The organism is Haloferax sp. S2CR25, assembly GCF_031624535.1.
GTDB lineage: Archaea > Halobacteriota > Halobacteria > Halobacteriales > Haloferacaceae > Haloferax > Haloferax massiliensis.
Genome location: NZ_JAMQOO010000005.1, coordinates 1 through 24521, shown reverse-complemented (window position 1 = coordinate 24521; position 24521 = coordinate 1). Strand labels below are relative to the sequence as shown.

Here is a 24521-nt window from a genome sequence, read left to right as displayed (position 1 = left end):
GTCGGGACCGCGTGCTATGTGGACCGTCTGCCGATCAGAAACGAGATAGCGCGGCGCTCGTGTCGCGCCGGAGAACTTACTACGCGGTCGTGGCGGGCTGTCGCTCGGATTCCGTCGTTTCGTCGAGGACCTCGACGTAGAGGTCGGCGATTTCCTCGCAGACGTTCTCCCACGTGAACTCGTTCGCGTACGACTGAATCGCGTCCGCGTCCCATCGCTTGTGGAGCGCGTCGACGACGGCGTCGGCGAGTTCGTCGTGCGACTCCGGTCCCTCGACGAGGAGGCCGTAGTCGTCGCTCGTGACGACTTCCTCGCTCCCGCCGTTTTTCGTGGCGACGACGGGCGTTCCACAGGCCATCGCCTCCAGTTGGACGACGCCGAAACTCTCGCTGTAACTCGGCAGGACGAACACGTCGGCCGCGTTCATCCAGTCGTTGAGCGTCTCCGATTCGACGTAGCCGAGCAGGTCGGTCCGGTCGTCGATGCCGAGTTCCCCGGCGAGCGATTCGAGTTCGTCGCGCATGCCGCCCTGTCCGCCGATGACGAGCCGCGCGTCGGGTTCGGTCTCGTGAACTCGCGTCATCGCCCGCATCAGGTGTTGGAAGCCCTTCCGGGGTTTCAGCGTCCCGAGTGCAAAGACGACGGGCGTGTCGTCGTCGATGCCGAGTCGCTCGCGGGCCGCGGCGGTGGACAGACGCTCGAACACGTCCGTGTTGTAACCGTTCGGTACGTGGACCACGTCGTCGTTGTACGGTTCCAGTTTCGAGCGGTCGCGGCGGTTAACGCGGACGAGTCGGTCGGCGTCGGTCCACGCCCGCTTCAGGCGGTCGTTGTCGGAGTCGAGCTGTTTTTCGAACCAGTTGCGGTTGGCGTGGACGGTGAGGACGTACGGGATTCCGAGTTCCTCTTTCAGGCGCGCGCCCACGTAGCCCGAGGTCCACGTCATGTGGCAGTGAATCAGGTCGAACGAGACGGGGTGGTCGGCCAGTTTCTTCTTGACTTTCCGGACGTGCTGCTGTCCGAGGAGGTGTTCGCGCTGGACGTCGACCGGGAGATAGAAAAGCGGGGTCTCGACGACGCGAACGTTCTCGGGGACGTTCGTCTGGGCGATTTTCGCGTCTTTTCCGAACCCTTCGCCGCCGCTCACGGGGAGGCGAGACGCCGCGTCGGCGAACCAGTTGTACCTGACGCAGACGGTGACAGAGTTGAAGTACGCCGCGAGTACGTCGACCTGCGACTTGACGAAGTGTTTGTAGCCGTGTGAGACGACGAGGAGGTCCTTGTCGGCCAGTCGGTCGTGGTCCATGCGTTACCCTCCGTTGCGTACCGACCCCCATGATTATCGGGTCGGTAAGCCCACCTCGTCTCAGACGGGCGGCAGCTCGGTGTTGTCGACGACGAAGCCCTCCGCGCCGCCGTCGATGTAGCCGCCGTGGAGCACCGAGTCCGTCACGACCACGTCGGTCCCCTGAGAGTACAGCTTCAGGGCCTGTCGGCCGCCGAGGGACCGCGCGGTGATCTCGTCGAAGCGCGTCCGGTTGCCCTTGTTGATGAAGGGGTGGTGCGTCGACTCGTAGGTCCCGCCGACGAACAGGGCGTCGTCCGCGAGAATCTCGGCGCAGCGCCGGTAGCTCTCGCCGGGTTGGTGGACGGTCAGGTTCTCGAACCGGGCGTTCGCGCGCTCGACGCGAATCGCCTCGCGCTGGCCGTCGCCCGGTGCCGAACCGGTGATGGTGACGTTCTTGACGAGCGTCATCGGGTCCTCCGGGGCGTTTTCGCCCTGCAGGTAGATCGCGAAGTTCGACCCCTGGATGTCGATTGTCGTGTCGAGGACCTCGACGCGGCCCGCGCCGGGAGTCACCTGAATGCCGCGCGCACAGCCCTCGTCGTCGTAGAGGACGATGCTACAGTTCTCGATGACCGCGGTCTGTGCGTTGTCGAGGACGCGAATCGCGTTCTCCGCGGAGCCGGTGACTTCGATCCTCGTGTTCTCGATTCGGAGGTCGGCCCCGTCGTCGAGGCGGATTCCGCGCTGGCTGATGCCGGGGACGAGGTCGTCGATGACGACCGTCGCGTCGCGGACGCTGCTGCCGTACCCCTTGAGCCGAATCGAGGAGACGGTGCTGTTCTTGTACGTCCCGCCCTCCACGTGGACGACGCCCTTCGCGCCCGAGACGTAGAGTCCGTTGTCCGGGAACCGACCGAGTTCGCAGTCGACGATGCGGAGCGTCCCCGCGCTGTTCGGGTCGATGAGCATCCCGGTGGGTCCGAGGTTGATGTCGCCGATGGTGTCTTCGGTGAAGGCCGCGCCGTCGGGGGCGCTGAACCGCTCGACGGTGCCGGTTCCGTTGGCCGTAGTCACGCTGAACAGCGCCGGCCCGAAGGTGCCGGTGTCGTGTTCGCCCGCGACGGTGATGTCGCGGACTTCGAGGCCGTCGGTGACGTAGGCCTCGACCGCCCGAATCCCGGTCTGCGGGGCGGTGAAGTCGAACGTGAACCCCTCGAAGAGCAGGTCCTTCCCGGGGGCGTAGATGACGCCGAGACGGAAGAACCGGGCCGCACCGGTGAACTCCCCTTCGGTGACGACGTTGTTGTCGATGGCGTCGATTCGGCCGTGGGTGAGCGTCGCGTCCGGCCCGTAGAACCCGAGGTTGTCGAACGACGTCTTCCGGAGTTGCCTGTTCATCAGGTACCGCCCCGACGGGAAGACGAGGAGCGTGTCGTCCGCCACGTTCCGCGAGAGCACGTCGTCGATGGGTTCTGTGCCCTTCGGGTCGGCCCCCGCGTCGACGACGTTGACGACGTTCGAGAACCGGTCGAGATACGCCTGCGGGACGTCGACGCTCATCGCGTTCGCCTCGACGCTGTTGACGGGGTGTGACAGGTAGCTTCCGGCCGCGAGGGTTCCGACGGCTCCGAGGAGATACGAGCGCCGCGTGAACTTCGGACCACGGGAGTCATTCGCGTCGGTATCGTCAGATTTCGTGAATCTCATACAACCGAGAACGTTGTATCTTACCGAACGTCCTCGGCTTCACATGTCCAGCCTTTAAGTTCGTTCCGCGAACCTCGTCGGCCTCCGGTTCCCGCGTCGACCCGCTTATTCGCTCGGAATCTCGGTGTCGTAGGTGTCGTCGTCGACCCGAATTTCGAGCGCTTCGTTGTCGTTGTGGTCGAGGACCGTGCCGAACAGCAGAAACGTGATGCCGAAGAGGAGACCGATCGCCCAACTCCCGAGGCCGGGCGCGTCGCCGTCGTCGTCGCCGTCGCCGTTTCGCGCCAGCCCCGAGCCGATGAGACCGATGGCTGCGACGCCCGCGATAGCGGTTCCAAGGTAGTAGAACGCCGCGAGCGGGTGGAAGTCGCGGAGCATGTACTTGTTTTTCAGCCGCCAGAAGTAGTTCCGGAGGAGCATGCCCGAGACGCGCGGGACGTACTCGCCGTAGTCGATGTGGCTCTTCCAGTCGTCGTCGTAGAGGTACTCCGCGGAGCAGGCGATGTCCGCGACGCGGAGGTTCTCGGCGTTGAGTTTGACGAGCAGGTCGTTGCAGTAGCCGTAGTACTCGTACATGTTCTCGATGTCGGCCTGCTTCAACGCCTCGTGGGAAATCGCGGTGTAGCCGTTCTGCGGGTCCATCGTCTTCCAGTAGCCGCTGGCGAACTTCGTCAGGTACGACAGGATGGAGTTGCCGACGAGGCGGTACCCCGGCATGGCGTCGAGGTCCGCCTGCTCCATGAATCGGTTGCCCTTCGCGTAGTCCGCGTCGCCCTCCGCGATGGGGTCGAGATACTTCGCCAGCTCGTTGGGGTTCATCTGCCCGTCGCCGCCGAGGACGGCCGTGATGTCGACTTCGTCTTCGAGCGCGCGGAGGTAGCCGGTCTTGAGCGCGCCGCCGACCCCGCGGTTCTCGTCGTGTTGAATCGGGACGACCACGTCGTCGTACGCCGACGCTTCGGGGGTGTGGTCCTCGTTGAACGCGTCGGCGTGCGTCACGATTTCGTCCCACGTCCCGTCTGTCGACCCGTCGTCGACGACGTAGGCCACGTCGACGAACGAGGGGAGCGTGTCGATTACCTCCCCGACGTAGCCCTCTTCGTTGTAGGCCGGCACGACGACGGCGATTGAGTTGTCTTTGTACATTGGAGTCCTATCGAACCGTGGGCGTCTCGGCGTCGTTATTATGGGCATCGTAGTTGTTCACAGCCCGCCGACAGGTACGGGAGCGGAGCCGCCGAGACGCGGCCACGGGCGCTTACCACCTGCATAATAACCCGTACCGATTGTCGAACAACAGGCGATGCACGAGGACCGTAGTGGAGACGACGCTCGACCGATCTATCTGGAGATTACTCTCGACGACCCGAGACTGATTCTCTCGTCGTTCGTCGCGGGACATCAGGGGCCGGTCGAACTCGAATTCCAACCGACCGAGGGGCTCGGCTGGGACTGCGCGTTCGTCGTCGTCGAACAGGGTGCCGTCGATTCGGTCGCGGCGTCTCTCGTCGTCGACCCGACCGTGATAGAGGCGGACTTCCTCGGTTCCGTCGGCTCCGACCGCCGGTTTCGCGTCCTCTTCGGCAGCGGCGTCCAACTGATTCCCCCGTCCTCGACGGAGATGGGCGTCCGGGTCATCTCCGTCCGTCACGAAAACAGCAAGTGGTACATCCAGATGCACCTCCCCGCTCACTCGACGCTTCACCGGGTGCAAGAACACTACCACGACAACGATATCTCGTTTCGCGTCAAGCGCCTCCACGTCGCCCGCGACACCGACGTCGGCTCCGAGACGGCGCTCCTCCCGGGACAGCGCAAGGCGCTCCTCGTCGCCCACGAGAACGGCTATTTCGAGGTGCCGCGGGGGTCCTCGCAGGGCGAGTTGGCGACCATCCTCGGCATCTCCAAGTCGGGCGTCTCACAGCGGATTCGCCGAGCCATCTCCCGACTCATCGAAGCGACGCTGTCGCAGTAACCCCGGCCGGGTGCGGAGCGTCGCGGAGTCGACGCGGGTGCCGACCGGCGCGGCTCAGAACCAGTTCCCGTCGTACGTGACGTCGACGTCGCCGTACTCCCAGACGCCGTTGTGAATCGCAGACTCGGTGACTTCGACGCCGCTCGACCCGTCGATGACCTTCATCCCCTCGTAGCCGTCGTGTGACTGCGAGGTGACGCCGTGGAACGTCGTTCCGTCGGCGTCGTTGACGAGCGGGATGTGACCCGTGTCGTAGTCGCCCCAGATGAACGTGCTACCGTCGCCGAGCACCTTGACCGCGCGGCGGTAGTCGCCGCCGGTCTGTTCGACGTCGAAGCGGTCGAGCGTGCAGTTGCCCCGTTCGAGTCGAACCGCGTGTCGGCCGGTCGACCCATCGCCGGAGCCCCCGACGTTCGACTTGAGGACGTACACCGGGTCGGCGTCGGCACTGCTCGGCCCGTTGACGACGAGCGCGTGGCCGCTGGTGTTGAACTCGATGTCGGTGTTGAGGATGTCGACTTTCCCCGCGCCCGACGAGACGGTGACGGCCTTCGTCGGCACGCTCCCGTTGACGATGACGCTGGCGTTCTGAATCCGCGCCCATTCGACGTCGTTCTGGACGCTGATGGCCCGTCCGTTCGGCTCGTCGATTCGGACGACGGTGTCGTCTATCCAGTTGTACGCGCCGCCGTCGAGTCGGATGCCCCGCTGGTTCGTGTCGTTGTCCCGGCGCTCGTCGACGATGACGGTCGCGCCGTGAATCGAGCTGTAATCGCCCGAGAGCCGAATGTTGGCGATGTTGCTGTTCTTGAACACGCCGCCGTCGACGACGACGCGGCCGCCCTCGGTCGAACAGTACAGACCGTTGTCTGGCCACGCACAGACCTCGCAGTCGCGCACCCAGAGCTTCCCGTTGTGGTACGGCGAGACGATGATACCCGTCGGCCCCACGTCGATGTCGCCCGGGGTGTTGTCCGAGAACTCGCCGCCGTCGGGAATCCTGATGTTCTGGACGGTCCCGATACCCGACGAGTCGGTGACGTCGAACGCGAACGGACCGTACTTCCCGCTGTCGTGCTGCCCGACGACGGAGAGGTTCCGCGCGAGAAGGTCGTCTCTGACCTGCGCTTGGACGACGCGAAGGCCGGTGTTGTCCGCCGTGAAGTCGAACTCGAATCCCTCGACGACGAGGTCCTCGCCCGGTTGGTCGAACGTTCCTAACTTGAACAGCCACTTGCCGTCGTAGTCGGCGGCCGGGACGATAGTCGCGTTATCCCCCCGCAGTTCGAACCCTCGAAAACCGACGTGCCGGAAGACGTCGTCCATGAGATACTCGCCCTCCGGGAAATACAGCACCGTCCCGTCGTCGCACCGAATATCGTCCAAAATCGGATTGATAGACTCCTGGCCCGTCGGGTCCGCTCCCTCGTCGACGACGTTGTACCAATCGTCGTCGGCCGACGCCGTCCCGGCGAACGAGACGGCCGCGGCCGCCCCGCCGATTCCCTTCAATACGTTCCTTCGAGATACCGTCCTTTTGCGCTCTTCTGCGCTTTGATTCCGCATCGCGAGAGTGTCTCTGCTTCTGTCTATTGAGTATTTTCAACGTTTTTCATATTATTCAAACTGAATGTCTGTTCTATGGGTGAATGTCAGACAATCAATTAAATTATGGTGTTGTTTCTAAAATTCTCTGCGGGCTGGACCAGTGACGGAGCGGCCCGCTCAGAGTTCTCGGTCGGCGGCGCGGCGAACCCACCGAACCCCCGGCGTCCCGTCGAGCACCCACAGCAGGACGACCGCTCCGAAGACGGCCACGTAGCCGACGACGAGCTCCGTATTCTCGGGGCGCATCACCTGATAGAGGAACGTCTGGAAGTACTCCGAGAACCGCTGGACGAAGCCGAGGTCGTTCGAGTAGGGTTCCCGCGGCGCGAGCGGCCAGAGCAACCGCCCGGCGTTCGGCCCGTTCGCCCGGAGGGCGAGCAGGTCGCCGACGAGGTGCGACCCGTAGCCGACGACCGCGGCGAGCGCGAGTTTCGCCCTGTTCCGCGTCCACAGCGCCCCCGCGAGCAGCGCGACGAGCGGTGCGCCGACGAGGACCGAGTGCGCCGGGCCGTACCCCGTCGTGACGACGCCGAACGACCACGAAAGCGGCTTGTCGACGAGGTCCGGGACCTGCGTCATCAGCGCGACGGCCACGCCGGCCTCGTCGCTGATCGGCGGGTCCCACGCGGCGCGGTTCACGAGGGAAAACAGCACGTAGCCGAAGACGAGATGCTCCCACGGCCACATCAGGCGCTCGCCCCTCCGGTCGAATCGGGCCGGCTGAGTTGCGCAGTGGCGTCTTCACCACCGCCGACCGAAACGACCAGTTGGACGGTCCGATACGCGTTCTCGCGGTTCGCATCGTCGGGGGCGTCGCCTCTGTAGACGTGGTAGACGAGTCGCAGCGATTCACCGGACATCGTCGGCCGCACGTCCTGTTGGACGTAGGCGGTCTGGTTGTCCTCGACCGACTGCCGCGTTCGGTCGAGTTCGCGTTCCTCGGTCACCCGCGTCCCGTTCGCCGTTCTGTCGAGCCGTTGGAGCTTCGTGACGACCGTGTACGTCGTCGATTCGTGCTCGTGGTTCTCCAGCGCCAGCGTCACCGGGACCTGCTCTCCGCGACTGAGTTGCTGGGGGTAGCCGCTGGCCGCGTACCCCGATTCGTTCTGGGTCACGAGGTACGCCTCGGTGAAGTCCGACTCGGGCGTCTGCGTCTCGACCATCGCGAACCCGACGCTGCTGAGGAACGCGACGACGCTCACGACGACGAGGAGGTTGACGGCGAGCGAGACTGGCGAACTCCGCGACTCGGACGAAAGCGGGGACGTGACCGCTCCGGTGGTCGACGCCACGCTCCCGAGAACGGTACTCAGCGGCGGGGCACCGGCCCGCGCGTCCGAGGGGAGGAGCATGCGCCGGACGATGGCGACGGCGGTGAACAGTATCGTCACGCCGAACACGCCGAGCGCGACGAGGGTCGCGTCGAACCCCCGCCCGGCGACGTTGGCGACGAGCGCGACCGCGGCGACGAGCGCGAGGCTCAACGCCGACGAGAGGGCCAGCCGAACGGAGTAGAGCAGTCCGGCGGTGTGTCGCGTCGGTCGGGTGAGCGCCGACTCGTCGCTCATGGTGTCGGACTCGACGTCCGACCGCCGCTCCGGGAACACGGCGGCGAGGACCGCGTACCCCGGGTACAGAACGATGAGCGGCACGACGAACAGGCTCCGGACGACCGACCCGGAGAGACCGAGCATGACCGCCGCGAGCGCGGCGATCGCGCCCGCGACGACGAGGAGTAAGTCGAGCGTCCAGTGACGGGTAGACGACTTCATCACCCGCGCCTTGACCGTCCGTGTTGAAAAATGGCCGCGACCGTTCACGCTCGAAATTGGGCGAAAGAGCGGCTTAGCGGTCTGATAAGGGCGAATGACCGAACGCGCCGACGGCAGCGTTCCGGGGTGATGCTCCGAAAAATCGAGGAATCGCGGCTTCGATTGGTGAGGGTTCGCACGGTGGGACCGACTCGCGTTCGCCCGTCTGCGGCCGTCTACGGGCTTACCGTCCCGATAATAATGGCCGCTTCGCGTGACCTCCGTTTCGAATCGCGGGCCACGACGGCCCGCGGCGTGACCAACAATGCGCACCAAAACCAAACTCCTCGCGGCGCTCGTCGCACTGTTCGTGCTCGTAACCACCCTCCGGTCGGGAAGCGGCGGGTCGCTCCCCGAAGAGGACGAGACGTCTGGCGATTCGGCACAGGCATGAACTTGTACGTCACGGGCACCAACTGCGAGATAGACGACGACGTCACCCTCGGGTACTCCGCCGGCGAGGACTCCCGGCAGACGATCGTCGGCGACGACGCCCGAATCCGCTCGGGGACCATCGTCTACAGCGACGTGACTATCGGCGACGGCTTCGTCACCGGCCACGACGCGCTCGTCCGAGAGGACACCCGAATCGGCGACAACGTCGTCGTCGGGACCAACACCGTCATCGACGGCACCTCCACCATCGGGTCCAACGTGAGCCTCCAGACCCGCGTCTACGTTCCGACCCACACGCACATCGGCGACGACGTGTTCGTCGGACCGGGCGCGGTGCTCACCAACGACCCGTACCCCGTCCGGCAGGACGTCGAGATGACCGGCCCGACGCTCGAAGACGGGGTCTCGGTCGGCGGGAACGCGACTATCCTCCCCGACGTGACCGTCGGCGAGAACGCGTTCGTCGCCGCCGGCGCGACCGTCACCGAGGACGTCCCCGCAGAGACGCTCGCGGTCGGAACGCCCGCCGAACACCGCCCACTCCCGGCGAAGCTACAGGGAGCGAACTCGATATGAGCACACAATCTTCAGTCACGACCATCTACGGCTCCGACCGTCCCGAAGACGAACAGAGAGACGCGTTCACCTCCGGCGACGTGCCCGTCGGCGTCTACGGTCTCGGCAAGATGGGACTACCCCTCGCGTCCGTCTACGCCGAGACCACCGGAAACGTCACCGGCGCGGACATCGACACCGAGGTCGTCCGCGAGATAAACGCCGGGCGGAACCACATCGTCGGCGAACCCGGGCTCGACGAACTGGTCGAACGACTCGTCGAGGACGGCGCGCTCGTCGCGAACACGGAACCGCGGGAAGTCGCGGCCGAGGCGAGCGTGCACGTGGTCATCGTCCCGACGCTCGTCGACGACGGGGGTCGCCCGGACCTCTCGGTCATCGAGGCCGTCGCGGGCGACATCGGGCGGGGTCTCGACGAGGGCGACCTCGTCGTCTTCGAGTCGACGCTCCCGCCGCGCTCCTGCCGAGACGCGCTCCTCCCGCTTCTCGAATCCGAAAGCGGCCTCTCGCTCGGCGAGTTCGGGCTCGCGTTCTGCCCGGAGCGGACCTCCTCGGGACGGGCCCTGAAGGACATCCGCGGGGCCTACCCGAAGGTCGTCGGCGGGGCCGACGACGAGAGCGCCCGCGCCGCGTCGCTCATCTACGACCAGATATCGTCGAACGAGGTCATCACCGTCTCGGACACGACGACCGCGGAGGCGGTCAAGGTGTTCGAGGGCGTCTACCGCGACGTGAACATCGCGCTCGCCAACGAACTGGCGACCCACGCCGACGAGTTCGAAGTCGACGTGACCGAGGCAATCGACGTGGCCAACACCCAACCGTTCTGCGAAATACACACGCCCGGCGCGGGCGTCGGCGGCCACTGTATCCCGTACTACCCGCAGTTCCTCATCAACGAGTTCGAGACGGCGTCGCCGCTCATGGAGACCGCTCGCGCCGTCAACGACGAGATGCCGCACGTCACCGCGCAGACGGCGCTCGACCGACTGGACGCACGGGGCGTCGCCCCCGAAGACGCGACCGTTCTCGTCCTCGGCCTCACGTACCGAGCGGGCGTCAAGGAGATTCGAAAGACGCCGGCGCTCCCCGTCATCGAACACCTCGACGCCGCCGGTGCCGACGTGGTCGCCACCGACCCCATCCTCGACGACACCGACGTCTTCGAGGCCGCGGGTGCGACTATCATCCGCGGCGTCACGAACGACGACCTGTCCCCGGACGCCATCGTGCTCGTGACGGCCCACGAGTCGTTCGAACATCTCGACGTGCCCGCCTTCTCTGACGGCGACCGCCCGGTCGTCTTCGTCGACGGTCGACAGGCCGCGACGGAGTATCGAGACGACGAACGCGTCGATTACGAGGGAATCGGACTCCATGACTGACACCGTCTGCGTCGTCGGCCTCGGCTACGTCGGCCTGCCGTTGGCCATCGAGTTCGACCGCGCCGGGAAGTCGGTCATCGGCTACGACGTCGACCCCGACAAGGTCTCGACGCTCTCGGCGGGGACGGACCCGACCGGAGACGTGACCGACGAGGGCGTCGCCGCCTCCGACGTGCTGTTCACGACGGACGCGACGCACATCTCGGACGCGGACTTCGTCGTCGTGACGGTCCCCACGCCGGTCGACAGCATGGAGAACCCCGACCTCCGGTTCGTCGAGTCGGCGGCCGAGACCATCGGCCGGCACGTCTCGCCGGGGACGACCGTCGTCCTCGAATCCACCGTCTACCCCGGCGCGACCGAGTCCGTCCTCGTGCCCGCGCTCGAAGCCGAGTCCGGTTTCACCGTCGGCGAAGACGTGTTCGTCGGCTACTCGCCCGAGCGCGCGTCGCCCGGCGACACCGGGCGGAGCGTCAAGGACGTGGTCAAAGTGGTCGGAGCCAACTCCGAGGACGTCCGCGAGCGCCTCGCCGACCTCTACGGGAGCATCGTCGACGCCGGTATCCACCGCGCGCCCGACATCGAGACGGCGGAGGCGTCGAAGGTCATCGAGAACGTCCAGCGCGACATGAACATCGCGCTCGTCAACGAACTGGCCATCGCGTGCGACCACATGGGACTCACGACCAAGGACGTCCTCGAAGCCGCGGGGACGAAGTGGAACTTCCACGACGGCTACTCCCCGGGCTTCGTCGGCGGCCACTGCATCCCCGTCGACCCGTTCTACCTCACCTACCGCTCCAAGCGCGAGGGCTTCTCGCCGAAGCTCGTGTTGCAGGCGCGCGAAATCAACGAGTACGTCCCGGTTCACGCCGCCCGCAAGGCGGTCAAGACCATCAACGAGTCGGGCCGCGTCCTCCAGGACACGCGGCTGCTCGTCCTCGGACTCGCCTACAAGCCGGGCGTCGGCGACATCCGGAGCTCGGACGTGAGCACGATGATAGAGAAACTCGACGAGTTCCACGTCGACTGCGTGGGCTACGACCCCCACGCCGACCCCGACGAGTCGCGGGAGGTCTTCGGCATCGACGTGGTCGAGTCGGTCGACTTCGACGCCTACGACGGCGTCGTCGTGGCGACCGGCCACGAGGAGTTCACCGACTACGACCTCGGCGAGATGGCCGCCGAACTCGGGTCCGACCCGGTCATGATAGACGTGGCCGACGTGTTCGACGCCGACGAGGCCGACGAGCGCGGCTTCCACTACGCGCAGCTCTGAGACACCGACGATGGACATCCTCATCACGATTCAGCACCCCGCGCACGTCCACTTCTTCAAACACGCCATCGACGAGTTCGAGGCTCGCGGCCACGAGGTGTACGTCCGCGCCCTCGACAAGGACGTCGCCTTGGACCTCCTCGACGAGTACGAAATCGACTACGAGGTGGTTGGCTCCCGCGGCGACTCGCTGGTCGGCGTCGCGCTGTCGACGCTCGGCATCGAGTATCGGCTCTTCCGCGCCGCGAGGGACATCGACCCGGACGTCGTCGCCTCCATCGGGGGGTTCGAGGCCGCACACGTCGCGAAGCTCGTCGGTGCCGACTGCGTCGTCTTCACCGACACGGAGCACGCGACGCTCTCGAACGCGCTGACGTTCCCCTTCGCCGACGAGGTGGCGACGCCGAAATGCTACCGCGACGACGCCGGGTCGAACCACTACCGATACCCGAGTTACCACGAACTGGCGTACCTCCATCCCGACCGGTTCGACCCCGACCCGGCGGCGCTCGACGGCCTCCCGGTCGACGCCGACGACACGTACGCGGTCGTCCGTCTGGTCAGTTGGGGCGCGGCACACGACGTCGGCGACGAGGGTCTCGACGGACTCACCGGCCTCGTCAGTCGCCTCGAAGACGCGGGCGCGACCGTCCTCATCTCCGCGGAGGGCGATTCCCTTCCGCCCGCGTTGGCGGACTACGCCATCACCATCGACCCGCATCTCATCCACCACGTGCTCGCGTACGCCGACCTCTTCGTCGGCGAGAGCGGGACGATGGCCTCGGAAAGCGCCGTGCTCGGGACGCCGACCGTCTACGTCCACAGCGCGAATCCCGGACTCATGCGCGACCTCGCCTCCTTCGACCTGCTGTTCGGCTACCACGGCGAGCGGCGGAACGAACGCGCCGCGAATCAGGCGGTCGACATCCTCCGGTCGACCGACGCCGATTGGGAGGCGCGCCGACGGCGACTTCTCGAAGAGAACGTCGACGCGACGGACGTCATCGTCGAGCGGGTGCTGGCGACCGAGAAATAGTTTTTCGAACGCGCGTTTCACGCCCGTTCGCCGGCCGAGTCGACTCCGAGCGACACGTCGATTTTCGGCGCTTCACGCCTTTTATCTGCTATATAATAAGGGGCCCTTGGTGTCTGTCTCGTCTCGATGACACTGCTGGATACAGTCCGACCGTCAAGCCGAGACGGTGATGTGACCGTGCTGGTGACCGGCGCCGGTGCCGTCGGCGCTTCGGGTATCATCAAGGCGATTCGCCGGGCCGACGCGTTCGACGCGCACATCGTCGGCGTCGACACGGACCCGGACGCCTACGGCTTCACCCTCGTCGACACGGCGGAGACGGTTCCCGCTGCCGACACCGACGCGTTCGTCTCCGACCTGCTGGCGGTCGCTCGCCGCGAAGACGCCGACGTAATCCTCCCACTCAACGCGGCGGAGGTCGGCCCCCTCTCCGAAGCGAAGCCCGTCTTCGAGAGCGAGGGTATCGAAGTGATGGCCCTCTCGCCGCAGGCGCTGTCGGTTGCCAGAGACAAAGGGCGACTGTACGACGAACTCGTCAAGCAGGCCCACCCGGTGGCACCCGAGTTCTACCGCGTCTCCACGTACGACGAGTTCCTCGACGCGGTGCACGCGCTCGGCTACCCCAACCGCCGCGTCTGTTTCAAACCCCCCGTGAGCACCGACATGCGCTGCTTTCGCGTCCTCGACCCGGACATGGACCGGTTCAACGCGCTGTTGAACCAGAAACCGAACAGCACCGTCACGACGTTGGGCGACGTGCTGCCCGTCCTCCAAGAGACGGTCCAGTTCCCCGAACTCGTCGTGATGGAGTTCCTACCCGGCGAGGAGTACACCGTGGACGCGCTCGTCCGCGACGACGAGACGCCGATTCTCGTCTCCCGGTCTCACAACGAGGCCTGCGACGACGCCTCGTTCGTCGGAACCGTCGAAGAGAACCCGGAACTCCTGCAAGACACCCGCGAGCTCTGTTCGGTCTTCGGGTTGGAGTACAACGTCACGTTCCGGTTCAAATACACCGCCGCCGGCAGGCCGAAACTCGTCGATATCCATCCGCGACTCTCCCCGTCCGTCACCGCTTCGGTCGGTGCGGGTGCCAACATCCCCGCGCTCAGCGTGCAGTACGCGATGGGACAGGAGCTCCCCGAACTCGACATCGAGTGGGGAACGCACGTGACCCGCGACTGGCAAGACGTGTTTTACGGCCCCGATAAAGACCCGACCACGATCTGACGGACCCAGTTCGAAACTCAACTCTCACCATACATAACGATGCTCTCATCAATATACGGCCGATTGCGACGAGCCGAACTCGACGTGCTCGCAGCGGGTCTCGGAGTCGTGCTCGCGCTCGCGTTGTTCCCGCTGCGATTCCTCTCGTCGCAGATCTTCATCGTGACGCTCCCGATTATCCTCGGCGTCGGTTGCCTCCTCTATCTCGCGGCCGCCCGCGGGAGGGGAACCACGGAGGGGCTCCCGACGCTCGCGCCGTCGCTCGTTCGGCTCATCTCGGCCGGCGTCTTCCTCGGCCTCGCGGGGATGGTCGTGCTCGCGGTCATTCAGGGCGAACGGAGCGTCCTCTTCATGGACCTCGGCGGCGTCGTCGGCACGCTACTGCTCGGGCAGATACTGCTCGCGCCGGACAGCGAACTGCGTCCGAGCGTCTTCCTCGCGGAGATTATCGTGTACTCGTTTGTCGTTCGGTTCGCCGCGCTCTACACTGCGCCGGGGTACATCGGCATCGACATCTGGTCGCACACGACGTTCGTCCAGATGATCCTGCAGGCCGATTCGCTGTCGGCAATCAGCGAGGTCAAGTACTACGCGTCGCCGCTTTTCCACCTCCTCACGGCGGCGTCGACGCACCTCCTCGGCCTGTCGCTTCGGAACGCGCTGTACCTCTCGGTCGGCGTCGTGATGCCGCTCGTGCCGCTTTTGGTCTACGGGACGGCTCGACTCCTCGTGCCGCTTCGCTGGGCGCTCACTGCCGGCGCGCTGTACGCGATGGGCGACCAGGTCATCCGCTGGGGCATCCACCTCATCCCGACGAGCCTCGGGCTGCTGTTTTTCCTCGCGTGTCTGTACTGCCTCGTGCGGATCACGCACGCGAGCGAGCGGTGGCGCGACTTCGGCCTCCTCGTCCTGTTCAGCACCGCCGTCATCCTCACCCACCAAGTGTCGTCGTTCATCATGTTGGTGGTCCTCTTCGCGGGGTTCGCCGCGCAGGTGCTGCTCCGGTTCGACTTCTTCACCGAGGACCCGGACCCGCTTTCGTTTTCCAGCGGCGGGTCCAACCCCGTGAACCTCGCGGGGCTCGTCGGGTTCAACCTCGGGCTCATCGTGTTCACCTGGTCGCTGACGCCGTACCAGGGCGACACCTTCCTCGAAACGGTCATCAACTACCTCATCGTGAACCTGTTCAACGCCGGCTTCCTCCAAGGCGTGGGTGGAAGCGGCGGGTCGGCCGGCGCGTCCGGTGCGGCCGGTTCGGCCGGACAGACGTTCCTCTCGCAACTCTCGACGTACGTCACCGAAGCCGGGTTCCTCCTGCTCGTCTTCGCGGGTCTCATCGGCTGTCTCACCGTGCTCAACCGCTCGCGGGCGACGCAGACGACGTACACGTTCGTCGGCGCTATCGTGGCGATGCTGTTCGTCGTGCTCGGACTGCCGCTCGTCGGCATCGAGAGCTTCGTCCCCGGTCGCTGGTTCGCGTACCTCTACGCCCTCCTCGCCATCATCGGCGTCCTCGGGTTCCGACACCTCGCCAACCGGACCACCTTCAAGGTGGTCGGCGTCATCCTGCTTTTGTTCGTGCTCGTCTACCCGAACGTGATGATAATGTCGAACGACGGCGCGATGGACAGCCCGGTGTTCCCGAACCAACACGAGCGGCTCTCGTACACCGAACAGGAACTCGCCGCCATCGACACGTACGGCTCGGCCCGCTCGTCCCAACAGGGCGGTGAACTCTACACCGACCTGCCGTACGGGACGGTGTGGGAGCGAACGGACGCGTATCCGGCCGAGCCCTTACCGGTGGAAGACGGCAGACCGGTGCCACAGGGGATAACGGCCTACCGGGAGTACCAGTCACAGAGCGCCTCGTACTTCCCGAACGAACAGGACACGGCCACGAACCTCGACCCGTCGAAGACCGAGGTCTGTCCGCCGACGACCAACTACGTCTACGCGAACGGCGAAGTCACCATCTGTTCGCTCCCGGGCGCTAACTGACCGCTCTGCCGCGGTCGTTGTTTTTTGCGTTGTGTGGTCGATGCAGGCGACTTACGGACCGACCCGTCTGTTGCGTCACTCGTCCACCGGCTCGACGAGATAACAGAACTGCGTGAGAGAGAAAAACGACTCACTCCTCCGGTCACGAGTTCGGACGTCTTCGGCCCACTGACGCGCGACTTCCGCTCCGAGCCGAGGTGTGACAAACTCTCGGATAGACGCCAGCAGATAGTATGCAAACGAATCCTGTCCGAGTTCCGTAAGCAGGAGCGTATAGGGAACGATATCCGTCACGTCGAACGAGGCGGCTCGGAGTTTCGGTTCGAGGGTCGACCCCAAGTGTGGGTGTGAGCAGTGTTCGTTCCACGCGGAGAGGACACGGTTCGAACGCGCGCTGTTCCGGACGCGCCAGACGAGCGATTCCCAGTCGGTTGCATAAATCACCGCTCTCCCATCGGAATCGAGAACGCGATGGAGTTCGGAGAGGGCGGCATCGATATCGTCGATGTACTCGTAGACCTGTACCGACACGGCCGTCTCGACGGACCCGTCTGCGACCGGAATGGACGTCGCGTCACCGCGCAGGAGTGAGACAGCGTCTGGACACCGATCCCGGGAAACAGCGAGCATCGTCGGGTTGGAGTCGACTCCGAGAACGCGGGATGCGTTCGTCTGTGATGCAAGTTCCGACGGTTCGAACCCGGGGCCGCAGCCGATAGAGAGGACCGATTCTCCGGACTTCAGGTTCAACTGCTCGTGGACAAACGCCCGACGTGCCCGAGCAGTCCCCGTCTGGTAGTTTGCCTCTTCACGAGCGACCGCCGCTTCGTCGTAGTTGAGGTTAGTCATGGGTTCCGTGACGGGCCGTGATGCCTACTCGTCGAGTGGGCTGGTCGCCGTCGTACGCTGTTCTCTGCGAGACGACGCGCCTATCTCGGCGCCGAATCCGATGCCGGCAGCGATGAGCCCCGTCGCGTGGAGTACGAGAACGGTCCGAAGGCTTCCCAGCGGTAGTTCGGGGTGAATGCTGTACAGGGGTACGAAAGACACCAACCCGACAAACAGAATCTGGTGGAGGGCTGGCATATTACTGAGCGCACGGCGATTTCGCACCAGTAGCCAACCGGCGACTCCCCACGTGAGGATAAGGCAGAACAGCAGTTGCGGGTCCCACTGACCGTCCGCGTAGTAACTGCCGCCTGCGAGTATACCGACGAGAACACCGATTGAGACGTGTTTGAATTCGGCCACAGCGATGCTATTGTCGCACGGACAATAAATGTTGGACGAATGACTCGTGTGGCGGTGTGAGCAGCACCTCTCACCGCAGTCGGCCGGTGCAGACGGCCCACAACTGAAGAGTACCACTCAGACAGCGTCGCGGAGAACTAGAACGCGTCGTCGCTGTCCGATTCTGTCGTCTCGTCGCTTCCGAACGTCGTCGAACTGTTGTTCGCCGTGCCACTCTCGTTTCCGCCGGACGACGACCCGAAGGCGGTGTCGCTTTCGGTCGTGGATTCTCCGAACGACGTGTCGTTTTCCGTCGAGTTCCCGCCGAACGAATCGTCGCTCTCGGTCGTCGTTTCACCGAACGTCGAACCGCCGGCGGCCCGTTCCAGCTGTTCTCTCGTGGCTTCGAAGTCGACCGTCGGCGCGGTCACCTCGTCGTCGGAGACGACTCGGGGCACGGTCGTGATGTCGAGTTCGGCCGCGCTGTCGGCGGACAGTTGGACGCTCTGGGCGTACGCGCGCGACCGAATCGCCCGCTGAATCTGGTCGATGCCGTTCACGTCCGCCTCCTCGGCGATTCGGACGAGGTTGTCGGTGGTCGCCCAGTCGTAGCGCTCCTGCGGCTGGTTGGCGAAGACGTACGCGAAGTACGTCCAGAACGACTCGGGGTCGATGTTCCAGACGGCGAGTCCGGCCTCGCTCGCGCGCGGTGCGTCCGGCCCGAGGTACGGTTCGCCGTCCATGTACGCCACGTTCCGGAACTCGACGGAGAGGTCACCGGTCGCGACGTAGTCTTCGATGAGCGTGCCGAACTGCTGTTGGACGAACTCCTGGGTGTACGGACACTTCCAGTTCCCGTACACCGTCACCGTCGTGTCGGCCGTCCCGACAGTCGGGTACCGGTTGTCGGTCTGCAACGACGGGAGGGACTCGGTCGGAAGGTCGAACGACGGGTCGGAGACCGTCAAGGGACTCATCTCGTCGGACGAGTCCGCGTCGGTTTCGTTGCCCTCCGCCGTCTGCGTCTCGGGCCGCGCCGTGGTCGTCTGTCCCCCCGATTGGCTCGCCGTCGTGGTTTCCCCGCCGGTGTTCGCCTGCCGAGCGAAACTCGCACAACCGCTCAGCGAGGCGATGGCCGCGACGCCGGATAGTTTGAGAATGCTTCGCCTGTCTGTCTCTCGGTCAACCATACAGTACACCCGGGACGTGACCGGCATTATTATCGGCCGTGTAAAGCGTGCCACCGCCCGTCCCGCGGACTGTTCGGTGCCTAATCCGCCGTTCGCCCGTCAACGCATCGTTTCGGAAAAACCGAACGACAACGGTGCGTTTGTGTCGGTTTCGAAATCGGAGCCGTCCCTTAGCGCGTCTATAGTAATGGCCGCTTCTTCGTATCATGGTTCCAGGGGCAGCTCAACTCGCTGTCGACCTCGCAACCCATGACACACAGCAAACAACACCGGGTGGAGCCGAACGCCGCCACCTCGTCCGCTCTGAACCGTCCGCAGCCAACGACGACCGGCACGGCGCGTGTTTTCCGACACGCGGAGGACCGCTAACATGTGCGGAATCATCGCTCACGTCGGTGAACGGCGGGCCATCAGCCCGCTCGTCACCGGGCTCGAAAAACTGGAGTACCGCGGCTACGACTCCGCCGGTATCGCGGTGAAAAACGGCTCGGGACTGGACGTGTGGAAGTGCTCGGGTCAGGTTTCGGACCTCAAAGAGACCATCGACGGGGTCGAGTCGAGCGCGACGCTCGGTATCGGACACACGCGATGGAGCACCCACGGGCCGCCGACCGACGAGAACGCGCACCCGCACACGAACCGGACGAACCAGGTCGCCGCGGTCCACAACGGCATCATCGAGAACTACGCGGCGCTCAAGGACACCCTCGAAGAGAAGGGCTACGAGTTCACGAGCGACACCGACACCGAGGTCATTCCGAACCTCGTCAGCTACTACCTCGACCGCGGAAACGAGCCGCTTGCGGCGTTCCAGCACGCGGTCGACACGCTCGAAGGGAGCTACGCCATCGCGGTCGTCATCGACGGCAACGACTCCATCTACGCCGCGCGACAGGGGTCGCCGCTCGTCCTCGGCGTCGACGAGGACAGCTACTTCCTCGCGAGCGACGTGCCCGCGTTCCTCGACCACACGAAGAACGTCGTCTACCTCGAAGACGGCGACACGGTCGAGGTCCGCGCCGACGGCGTCGACATCACCGACGAGGACGACGTGACGGTGCGGCGCGAAGTCGAGACGGTCGACTGGAACCCCGACGAGACCGGCAAGGGGCAGTTCGACCACTTCATGCTCAAGGAGATTCACACGCAGCCGACCTCGCTCCAGAAGACGCTCGAAGGGCGTCTCGACCCGGCGTCGGGCGAAATCGAACTCGACATCGAGACCGACCTCTCGGAGGTCGACTCCGTCCAACTCGTCGGATGCGGCACCTCGTACCACGCCGCGCTGTTCGGTGCGAGCCTCCTGAACCGCTGTGACGTTCCGGCGCGCGCGATTCGCGCGAGCGAGTACGACCTGACCACGGGGTCGCTGACTGACAACACGCTGTTCATCGCGGTCACTCAGAGCGGCGAGACGGCGGACACGCTCAGCGCGCTCCGACAGGTCAACGAGGAGGGCGTCGAGACGCTCGCGGTGACGAACGTCGTGCAGTCGACCGCCGCCCGCGAGGCGGACGAACCGGTCTACATCCGCGCCGGCCCCGAAATCGGCGTCGCGGCCACGAAGACGTTCTCGTCGCAGGCCGCGGTCCTCACGCTCCTCAGCCAGCACCTCTCGGATATCGTCGATTCCGGCGTCCCCGCGGACAACCTCGACCGACTCGTCTCCGACATGGCCGACCTCCCCGACGCCGTCGAACGGGTGCTCCAGACGAGCGACGCCAAGCGACTCGCCCGCGAGTACCTCGACATGAACGCGTACTTCTTCATCGGCCGCGGACTCGGCTGTTCGGTTGCCAAGGAGGGCGCGCTCAAGTTCAAGGAGATCACCTACGAGCACGCTGAGGGGTTCGCCTCCGGCGAACTCAAACACGGCCCGCTGGCGCTCGTCACCGACCGAACTCCCGTCTTCGCGGTCTGTACCGACGGCAGCGACAAGACGGTGACAAACGCTAAGGAGGCGAAGACCCGCGGTGCGCCCATCGTCGCCATCTGCCCGTCGGACCACCAGATAATGGACGCCGCGGACGAGCACCTCTACGTCCCCGACAGGCACCCCGTCTGTACGAATCTCCTCGCGAACGTCCAGTTACAGCTCCTCTCGTACTACTGTGCGACCGAGTTGGACCGCGAGATAGACAAGCCTCGAAACCTCGCCAAGAGTGTCACGGTCGAGTAATCCCACGGAAACCAGCCACCCACAATGAACAAAGAACTGTTTGGCGTCCTCGACGACGACGGAGCCTTCGACGAGCTCGCGTCTCGTTCGAGCTTCGACTGGGTCGCCGACGGTGAGCGCGCAACCGTCGCCATCCGCGACCCCGCGCTCGGCTTTCCGGGACGCTCGTCGACGTATCGAGACGAACGAGGGAGCTGTATCGTCTGGGGCGAGGCGTTTTCGCCCGATGACGTTTCGGCCCCGGCGGCCGAGCACGCCTTCGAGCGGTACGCCGAGGTCGGGCCCGACGCGTTCGGCGAACTCAACGGGTCGTTCCTCGTGTTCGTCGAACTCGACGGCGACGCGATCGTCGCCTCGGACCCCGCCCGAACGTGGCAGTGCTTCTACACCGACACGCCCGACGGGCGGGTGTTCGGTACGAACCCGCAACGCGTCCTCTCGGCGGCCCGCGATCTGGAAGTCGACACCCGCGGTCTCCTCGAATACATCCACATGGGCGTCGTCGTCGACGACCGGACGGTGTACAGCCGACTCAGTTGCATCCCGTTCGACGGCTACTTCACCGCCGACGAGTCGGGGTCGCTCTCTCGGTTCGTCTACGACCCCGCCGACCCCGACGAGTTCGACTACGTCGACGAACTCGCGGCGCGCCTCGAACGGGCGATAGCCCGCCGGACGAACTTCCCGGGCAGGCAGGGGGTCCTCTTGAGCGGCGGCTACGACTCGCGGGCGATCGTGGCCCAGCATCCGGATATCGACGTCTGTTACACGCTCGGTGAGCCCGACCACCCGGAGGTCGAAGTCGCCCGAGACATCGCCCACCAGTACGGCGCTGACCACGAAACCCTCGTCCCCGACGACGACTACATCAACGTCGACGAGGACGTCATCGAGTACTCCCTCGGAACGCGCGAATCCGTCCACATCCACCACGCGGGCTGTGACGAAAAGATGGACGTCGACACCGTCTTTCACGGACTGCTCTTCGACACGTTCCTCCGCGGACACTTCCTCCCCCAGAACGTCGTCGACGTGTTCGGTAATCGGTTCCCGTTGCAGGGGCTGGACCCCGACCCGGACCCCGCCGAGGTGCTGTCGTCGAAGTTCGGCTACCACCCGGCGTGCGATCACGTCTTCCCCGAGTGTTACGACGAGTTCGACACGAGCATGGAGTTCATCGACGACGTCGTCGACGAGCAGCTCGACAAGTGGTCGGACCGCTACGACAACGTCTACGACAGTATCGAACTCATCGGCATCCAAAACCAGCCGTCGGTCCCGTTCCACTTCGAGCTGTCCGACAACTACATCGAGTCGTTCGTCGCCGCCGACGCCGAACTCATCGACTGGCACCTGAAGACGCCGCCGGAAAAGCGCAACACGAACACGATGATGGCGGCGATGCGGAAACTCAACCCCGACATCTTCCGCCACCGCCCGCCGGACAGACCGCACGACTCGTTCCGGAAGAACCAAATCGAGAAGTTCCTCCGGCGGAAAGTGCCGGGCGTCTCCCCGTTCAGTTCGCCGTGGCCCGACATGGAGGCGCAGTACGACCGGAACGAACTCGACCGCAAGCTCTTCCCCGGCTACCCGAGCATCCACGAGCTTCCGGTCAGAGTCAAGCTGCGAATCAACGACATCACGACGTGGATGAACGCCGCGGACGACGACAGCATCCTCACCCCCAACGACGTGTTGTGTCCGCCGGTTCGGATGCTGACCGACTCCTGAGTCTCCGCTTCTTCTCCCCGACTGACCGACGGCTCGTGCTCGCGATGTCGTCTCGCTCGTTCTCCGCCGCCACGGACTGCTGTCGGTACTGACTCACCTCGACACCGACGACGACTGACAAGAGCGTGCGACGGTGCGGGGAGATTCGGACTGTACCGAGACGCCGCAACAGGTGCGAAAAGGAGGTCGCCTCGTCGCTGTCGCCGCGTTATCGGTCGGTCGTCACGGTCTCTCCGGGAGCCGTCTGAGCGCCTTCAGAGAGCGTCACACCGGCGTTGAGCGCCGTGTTGATCCCGGTCTTCACGTCGTCGCCGACGACCACGCCGAACTTTCGGCGGCCGGTCGAGACGCGGTCGCCCTTGACCGTCACGGAGACGTCTTCGTCGTCGTGCCGGAGGTTGGCGACGTTCGTCCCCGCGCCGAAGTTGACGCGGCGGCCGACGACGCTGTCGCCGACGTACGACAGGTGGCCGACGTTCGTCTCCGCGAGGAGCACGCTGTTTTTGATCTCGACGGCGTGGCCGACGTGAACGCCGGGGCCGACGAACGTGCAACCGCGGACGTACGCGTTCGGCCCGACCGTCGCTCCCTTCGAGACGTAGGCGGGCCCCTCGACGACGGAGCCGTCTCTGACGGTCGCGCCCGCTTCGACGACCACGTCGCCCTGCACCGTGGCGTCGTCGCTCACGTCGCCGTCGATGCGGCGGTCGAACGTCTTGAGTTTCCACTCGTTCGCTTCGAGGAGTTCCCACGGCCGGCCCACGTCCATCCAGCGGTCGAGCGTCACCGGCGAGACGTTGAACTCGTCGATGACTCGGTCGAGGACGTCGGTGAGTTCGCGCTCGCCGCGCTCGCTCAGCGGCACGTCCAACATGTCGCGGGCCTCCGCGGGGAACACGTACGCACCGGCGTTGACGAGGTCGTTTCGGGGGGCATCGGGCTTCTCGACGATTTCCGCCACCGCGCCGTCTGCGACGTTCAACACGCCGTAGTTGCCGGGGTTCGGAACGCGAATCGACGCGATGCTCGGGGCCGCGTCGAACAGGCTGTCGATGCCGTCGGGGTCGTAGAGGTTGTCGCCGTAGAGGACGGCGAACGCGCCGTCGATGTATTCTTCGGCGGCGCGGACCGCGTCCGCGGTCCCCTGCTGTTCGTCCTGTTCGACGTAGGAGACCGGGACGCCGCGGTACGACGAGCCGAAGTGCTCGCGCACCGTCTCTTGGCCGTAGCCGACGACCATGACGAGTTCGTCGGCACCGGCCTCCACCGCCGCCTCCGCGGTGTGACCGACGATCGGCTGTCCGGCCACGGTCAGCATCGGTTTGGGAACTTCGTTCGACAGCGGTCGCATGCGTGTGCCTCGCCCGGCCGCGAGTAGGATAGCTTGCATACCCCGCCGTAGTCGAACGACGGGCCTTATTATACGCGAGATAAGGGGTCGTTGTCGGCGTTTTTCGGCGAGTTCAACGCGATTAGGTGCGGCGTAGTGCTCACCCGTGATAGACGCCGTGTTGCCACAGCAGGTCGCGGGCGACGGCGACTTCCCATGTCACGGCGTCTTCGAGGGTCGTCCCCTTACGGGTCGTCTCGACGAGGTAGCCGGGGAGGTGCAGGTCGCCGTACGCCTTGTGGATAAAGAGCGGCCGAGACCCGTCGAGGGAGTTGCCGCAGTCGAAGTCGTAGTGCGACGGGTACTCCGAGAGGTCGATGTACTGCTCGTTGACGTAGTCGCAGGCGTTCACCGCGTTCATCGGGGTCGCGCGGGTCGGGAAGACGGCCTGCCCGACTTTCCCGTCGTACTTGTAGATGCCGCTGGAGCTGTGGAGGTCGACGACCACGTCGGGGTCGTGCGACTGGAGTTCGTCCCAGAGCGCCCGCGCGAGCCGGGACGTGGGG

General features: G+C 65.2%; 20 protein-coding genes and 1 pseudogene. 10 read left to right on the top strand and 11 right to left on the bottom strand.

Annotation, left to right across the window (positions count from 1 at the left end):
* Window positions 1–79: 79 nt before the first annotated feature.
* The 3 genes from NDI65_RS13035 to NDI65_RS13025 all read right to left on the bottom strand — a co-directional run bounded on the left by NDI65_RS13035 (window position 80) and on the right by NDI65_RS13025 (window position 4141).
* Complete coding sequence (locus NDI65_RS13035) at window positions 80–1306, bottom strand: glycosyltransferase (RefSeq protein ID WP_089780968.1); 1227 nt, start codon at window positions 1304–1306, stop codon at window positions 80–82.
* Window positions 1307–1366: 60 nt separating this feature from the next.
* Complete coding sequence (locus tag NDI65_RS13030) at window positions 1367–2995, bottom strand: right-handed parallel beta-helix repeat-containing protein (RefSeq protein ID WP_089780966.1); 1629 nt, start codon at window positions 2993–2995, stop codon at window positions 1367–1369.
* Window positions 2996–3100: 105 nt separating this feature from the next.
* On the bottom strand, window positions 3101–4141 hold the full coding sequence (locus tag NDI65_RS13025; protein WP_042666538.1) for a glycosyltransferase family 2 protein: 1041 nt from the start codon (window positions 4139–4141) through the stop codon (window positions 3101–3103).
* Between the two features lie 157 nt (window positions 4142–4298).
* On the opposite strand from NDI65_RS13025, the gene NDI65_RS13020 reads away from it, so the two are divergent.
* Window positions 4299–4970, top strand: coding sequence for a helix-turn-helix domain-containing protein (locus NDI65_RS13020; RefSeq protein WP_089780964.1), 672 nt, complete (start codon window positions 4299–4301; stop codon window positions 4968–4970).
* Window positions 4971–5024: 54 nt separating this feature from the next.
* Here NDI65_RS13020 and NDI65_RS13015 read toward each other — a convergent pair whose 3' ends face one another.
* The 3 genes from NDI65_RS13015 to NDI65_RS13005 all read right to left on the bottom strand — a co-directional run bounded on the left by NDI65_RS13015 (window position 5025) and on the right by NDI65_RS13005 (window position 8350).
* A complete protein-coding gene (locus NDI65_RS13015) occupies window positions 5025–6482 on the bottom strand; it encodes a hypothetical protein (protein WP_226908788.1) in 1458 nt (485 codons plus the stop codon).
* A 213-nt stretch (window positions 6483–6695) separates the two neighbouring features.
* Window positions 6696–7265 carry a metal-dependent hydrolase gene (locus NDI65_RS13010; protein ID WP_042666542.1) on the bottom strand — a complete coding sequence of 190 codons (570 nt, stop codon included), beginning with the start codon at window positions 7263–7265 and terminating at the stop codon, window positions 6696–6698.
* Window positions 7265–8350: a DUF1616 domain-containing protein gene (locus tag NDI65_RS13005; RefSeq protein ID WP_089780961.1), complete on the bottom strand. Its 1086-nt coding sequence runs from the start codon at window positions 8348–8350 to the stop codon at window positions 7265–7267. Before NDI65_RS13005 ends, NDI65_RS13010 begins: the two co-directional genes overlap by 1 nt.
* Window positions 8351–8654: 304 nt before the next feature.
* On the opposite strand from NDI65_RS13005, the gene NDI65_RS13000 reads away from it, so the two are divergent.
* The 7 genes from NDI65_RS13000 (at window position 8655) to NDI65_RS12970 (ending at window position 16292) form a co-directional block, all read left to right on the top strand.
* Complete coding sequence (locus tag NDI65_RS13000) at window positions 8655–8783, top strand: hypothetical protein (protein WP_264371817.1); 129 nt, start codon at window positions 8655–8657, stop codon at window positions 8781–8783.
* The gene (locus NDI65_RS12995) at window positions 8780–9361 is read left to right on the top strand and encodes an acyltransferase (RefSeq protein ID WP_167344162.1); all 582 of its coding nucleotides are present in this window, start codon (window positions 8780–8782) and stop codon (window positions 9359–9361) included. The genes NDI65_RS13000 and NDI65_RS12995 overlap by 4 nt, the downstream gene beginning before the upstream one ends.
* The gene (locus tag NDI65_RS12990; RefSeq protein ID WP_089780958.1) at window positions 9358–10746 is read left to right on the top strand and encodes a nucleotide sugar dehydrogenase; all 1389 of its coding nucleotides are present in this window, start codon (window positions 9358–9360) and stop codon (window positions 10744–10746) included. The genes NDI65_RS12995 and NDI65_RS12990 overlap by 4 nt, the downstream gene beginning before the upstream one ends.
* Entirely contained in the window at window positions 10739–12025 is a 1287-nt protein-coding gene (locus NDI65_RS12985; RefSeq protein WP_310893721.1) for a nucleotide sugar dehydrogenase, read from the top strand. The genes NDI65_RS12990 and NDI65_RS12985 overlap by 8 nt, the downstream gene beginning before the upstream one ends.
* Before the next feature lie 10 nt (window positions 12026–12035).
* Window positions 12036–13061 (top strand): DUF354 domain-containing protein, encoded by a 1026-nt coding sequence (locus NDI65_RS12980; protein ID WP_089780954.1) that lies wholly within the window; start codon window positions 12036–12038, stop codon window positions 13059–13061.
* A gap of 183 nt (window positions 13062–13244) precedes the next feature.
* The gene (locus NDI65_RS12975; protein ID WP_226908787.1) at window positions 13245–14291 is read left to right on the top strand and encodes an ATP-grasp domain-containing protein; all 1047 of its coding nucleotides are present in this window, start codon (window positions 13245–13247) and stop codon (window positions 14289–14291) included.
* 63 nt (window positions 14292–14354) lie between these two features.
* Window positions 14355–16292, top strand: a complete 1938-nt coding sequence (locus NDI65_RS12970; protein WP_226908786.1) for a glycosyltransferase family 39 protein — start codon at window positions 14355–14357, stop codon at window positions 16290–16292.
* Window positions 16293–16367: 75 nt separating this feature from the next.
* On the opposite strand, the gene NDI65_RS12965 is transcribed toward NDI65_RS12970, so the two are convergent.
* The 3 genes from NDI65_RS12965 to NDI65_RS12955 all read right to left on the bottom strand — a co-directional run bounded on the left by NDI65_RS12965 (window position 16368) and on the right by NDI65_RS12955 (window position 18712).
* On the bottom strand, window positions 16368–17141 hold the full coding sequence (locus NDI65_RS12965; RefSeq protein WP_089780948.1) for a methyltransferase domain-containing protein: 774 nt from the start codon (window positions 17139–17141) through the stop codon (window positions 16368–16370).
* Window positions 17142–17165: 24 nt separating this feature from the next.
* Entirely contained in the window at window positions 17166–17543 is a 378-nt protein-coding gene (locus tag NDI65_RS12960; protein WP_310893720.1) for a hypothetical protein, read from the bottom strand.
* A gap of 137 nt (window positions 17544–17680) precedes the next feature.
* A complete protein-coding gene (locus NDI65_RS12955; protein ID WP_089780944.1) occupies window positions 17681–18712 on the bottom strand; it encodes a thioredoxin domain-containing protein in 1032 nt (343 codons plus the stop codon).
* A gap of 370 nt (window positions 18713–19082) precedes the next feature.
* On the opposite strand from NDI65_RS12955, the gene glmS reads away from it, so the two are divergent.
* Both glmS and NDI65_RS12945 read left to right on the top strand, forming a co-directional pair.
* Window positions 19083–20891 (top strand): glutamine--fructose-6-phosphate transaminase (isomerizing), encoded by a 1809-nt coding sequence (gene glmS, locus NDI65_RS12950; RefSeq protein WP_089780942.1) that lies wholly within the window; start codon window positions 19083–19085, stop codon window positions 20889–20891.
* A 24-nt stretch (window positions 20892–20915) separates the two neighbouring features.
* On the top strand, window positions 20916–22625 hold the full coding sequence (locus NDI65_RS12945) for an asparagine synthase-related protein (RefSeq protein ID WP_042666559.1): 1710 nt from the start codon (window positions 20916–20918) through the stop codon (window positions 22623–22625).
* 208 nt (window positions 22626–22833) lie between these two features.
* Here NDI65_RS12945 and glmU read toward each other — a convergent pair whose 3' ends face one another.
* Together glmU and NDI65_RS12935 are read right to left on the bottom strand one after the other, a co-directional pair.
* Window positions 22834–24015 carry a bifunctional sugar-1-phosphate nucleotidylyltransferase/acetyltransferase gene (gene glmU / locus NDI65_RS12940; protein ID WP_089780940.1) on the bottom strand — a complete coding sequence of 394 codons (1182 nt, stop codon included), beginning with the start codon at window positions 24013–24015 and terminating at the stop codon, window positions 22834–22836.
* 100 nt (window positions 24016–24115) lie between these two features.
* Window positions 24116–24521, bottom strand: a pseudogene (locus NDI65_RS12935) (thioredoxin); the annotation flags it as partial.

Coding starts and splice junctions, on each gene's coding strand:
- NDI65_RS13035 (WP_089780968.1), bottom strand. CDS start 1,306: ATGGACCACGACCGACTGGCCGACAAGGACCTCCTCGTCGTCTCACAC.
- NDI65_RS13030 (WP_089780966.1), bottom strand. CDS start 2,995: ATGAGATTCACGAAATCTGACGATACCGACGCGAATGACTCCCGTGGT.
- NDI65_RS13025 (WP_042666538.1), bottom strand. CDS start 4,141: ATGTACAAAGACAACTCAATCGCCGTCGTCGTGCCGGCCTACAACGAA.
- NDI65_RS13020 (WP_089780964.1), top strand. CDS start 4,299: ATGCACGAGGACCGTAGTGGAGACGACGCTCGACCGATCTATCTGGAG.
- NDI65_RS13010 (WP_042666542.1), bottom strand. CDS start 7,265: ATGTGGCCGTGGGAGCATCTCGTCTTCGGCTACGTGCTGTTTTCCCTC.
- NDI65_RS13005 (WP_089780961.1), bottom strand. CDS start 8,350: ATGAAGTCGTCTACCCGTCACTGGACGCTCGACTTACTCCTCGTCGTC.
- NDI65_RS13000 (WP_264371817.1), top strand. CDS start 8,655: ATGCGCACCAAAACCAAACTCCTCGCGGCGCTCGTCGCACTGTTCGTG.
- NDI65_RS12995 (WP_167344162.1), top strand. CDS start 8,780: ATGAACTTGTACGTCACGGGCACCAACTGCGAGATAGACGACGACGTC.
- NDI65_RS12990 (WP_089780958.1), top strand. CDS start 9,358: ATGAGCACACAATCTTCAGTCACGACCATCTACGGCTCCGACCGTCCC.
- NDI65_RS12985 (WP_310893721.1), top strand. CDS start 10,739: ATGACTGACACCGTCTGCGTCGTCGGCCTCGGCTACGTCGGCCTGCCG.
- NDI65_RS12980 (WP_089780954.1), top strand. CDS start 12,036: ATGGACATCCTCATCACGATTCAGCACCCCGCGCACGTCCACTTCTTC.
- NDI65_RS12965 (WP_089780948.1), bottom strand. CDS start 17,141: ATGACTAACCTCAACTACGACGAAGCGGCGGTCGCTCGTGAAGAGGCA.
- NDI65_RS12955 (WP_089780944.1), bottom strand. CDS start 18,712: ATGGTTGACCGAGAGACAGACAGGCGAAGCATTCTCAAACTATCCGGC.
- glmS (WP_089780942.1), top strand. CDS start 19,083: ATGTGCGGAATCATCGCTCACGTCGGTGAACGGCGGGCCATCAGCCCG.
- NDI65_RS12945 (WP_042666559.1), top strand. CDS start 20,916: ATGAACAAAGAACTGTTTGGCGTCCTCGACGACGACGGAGCCTTCGAC.
- glmU (WP_089780940.1), bottom strand. CDS start 24,015: ATGCAAGCTATCCTACTCGCGGCCGGGCGAGGCACACGCATGCGACCG.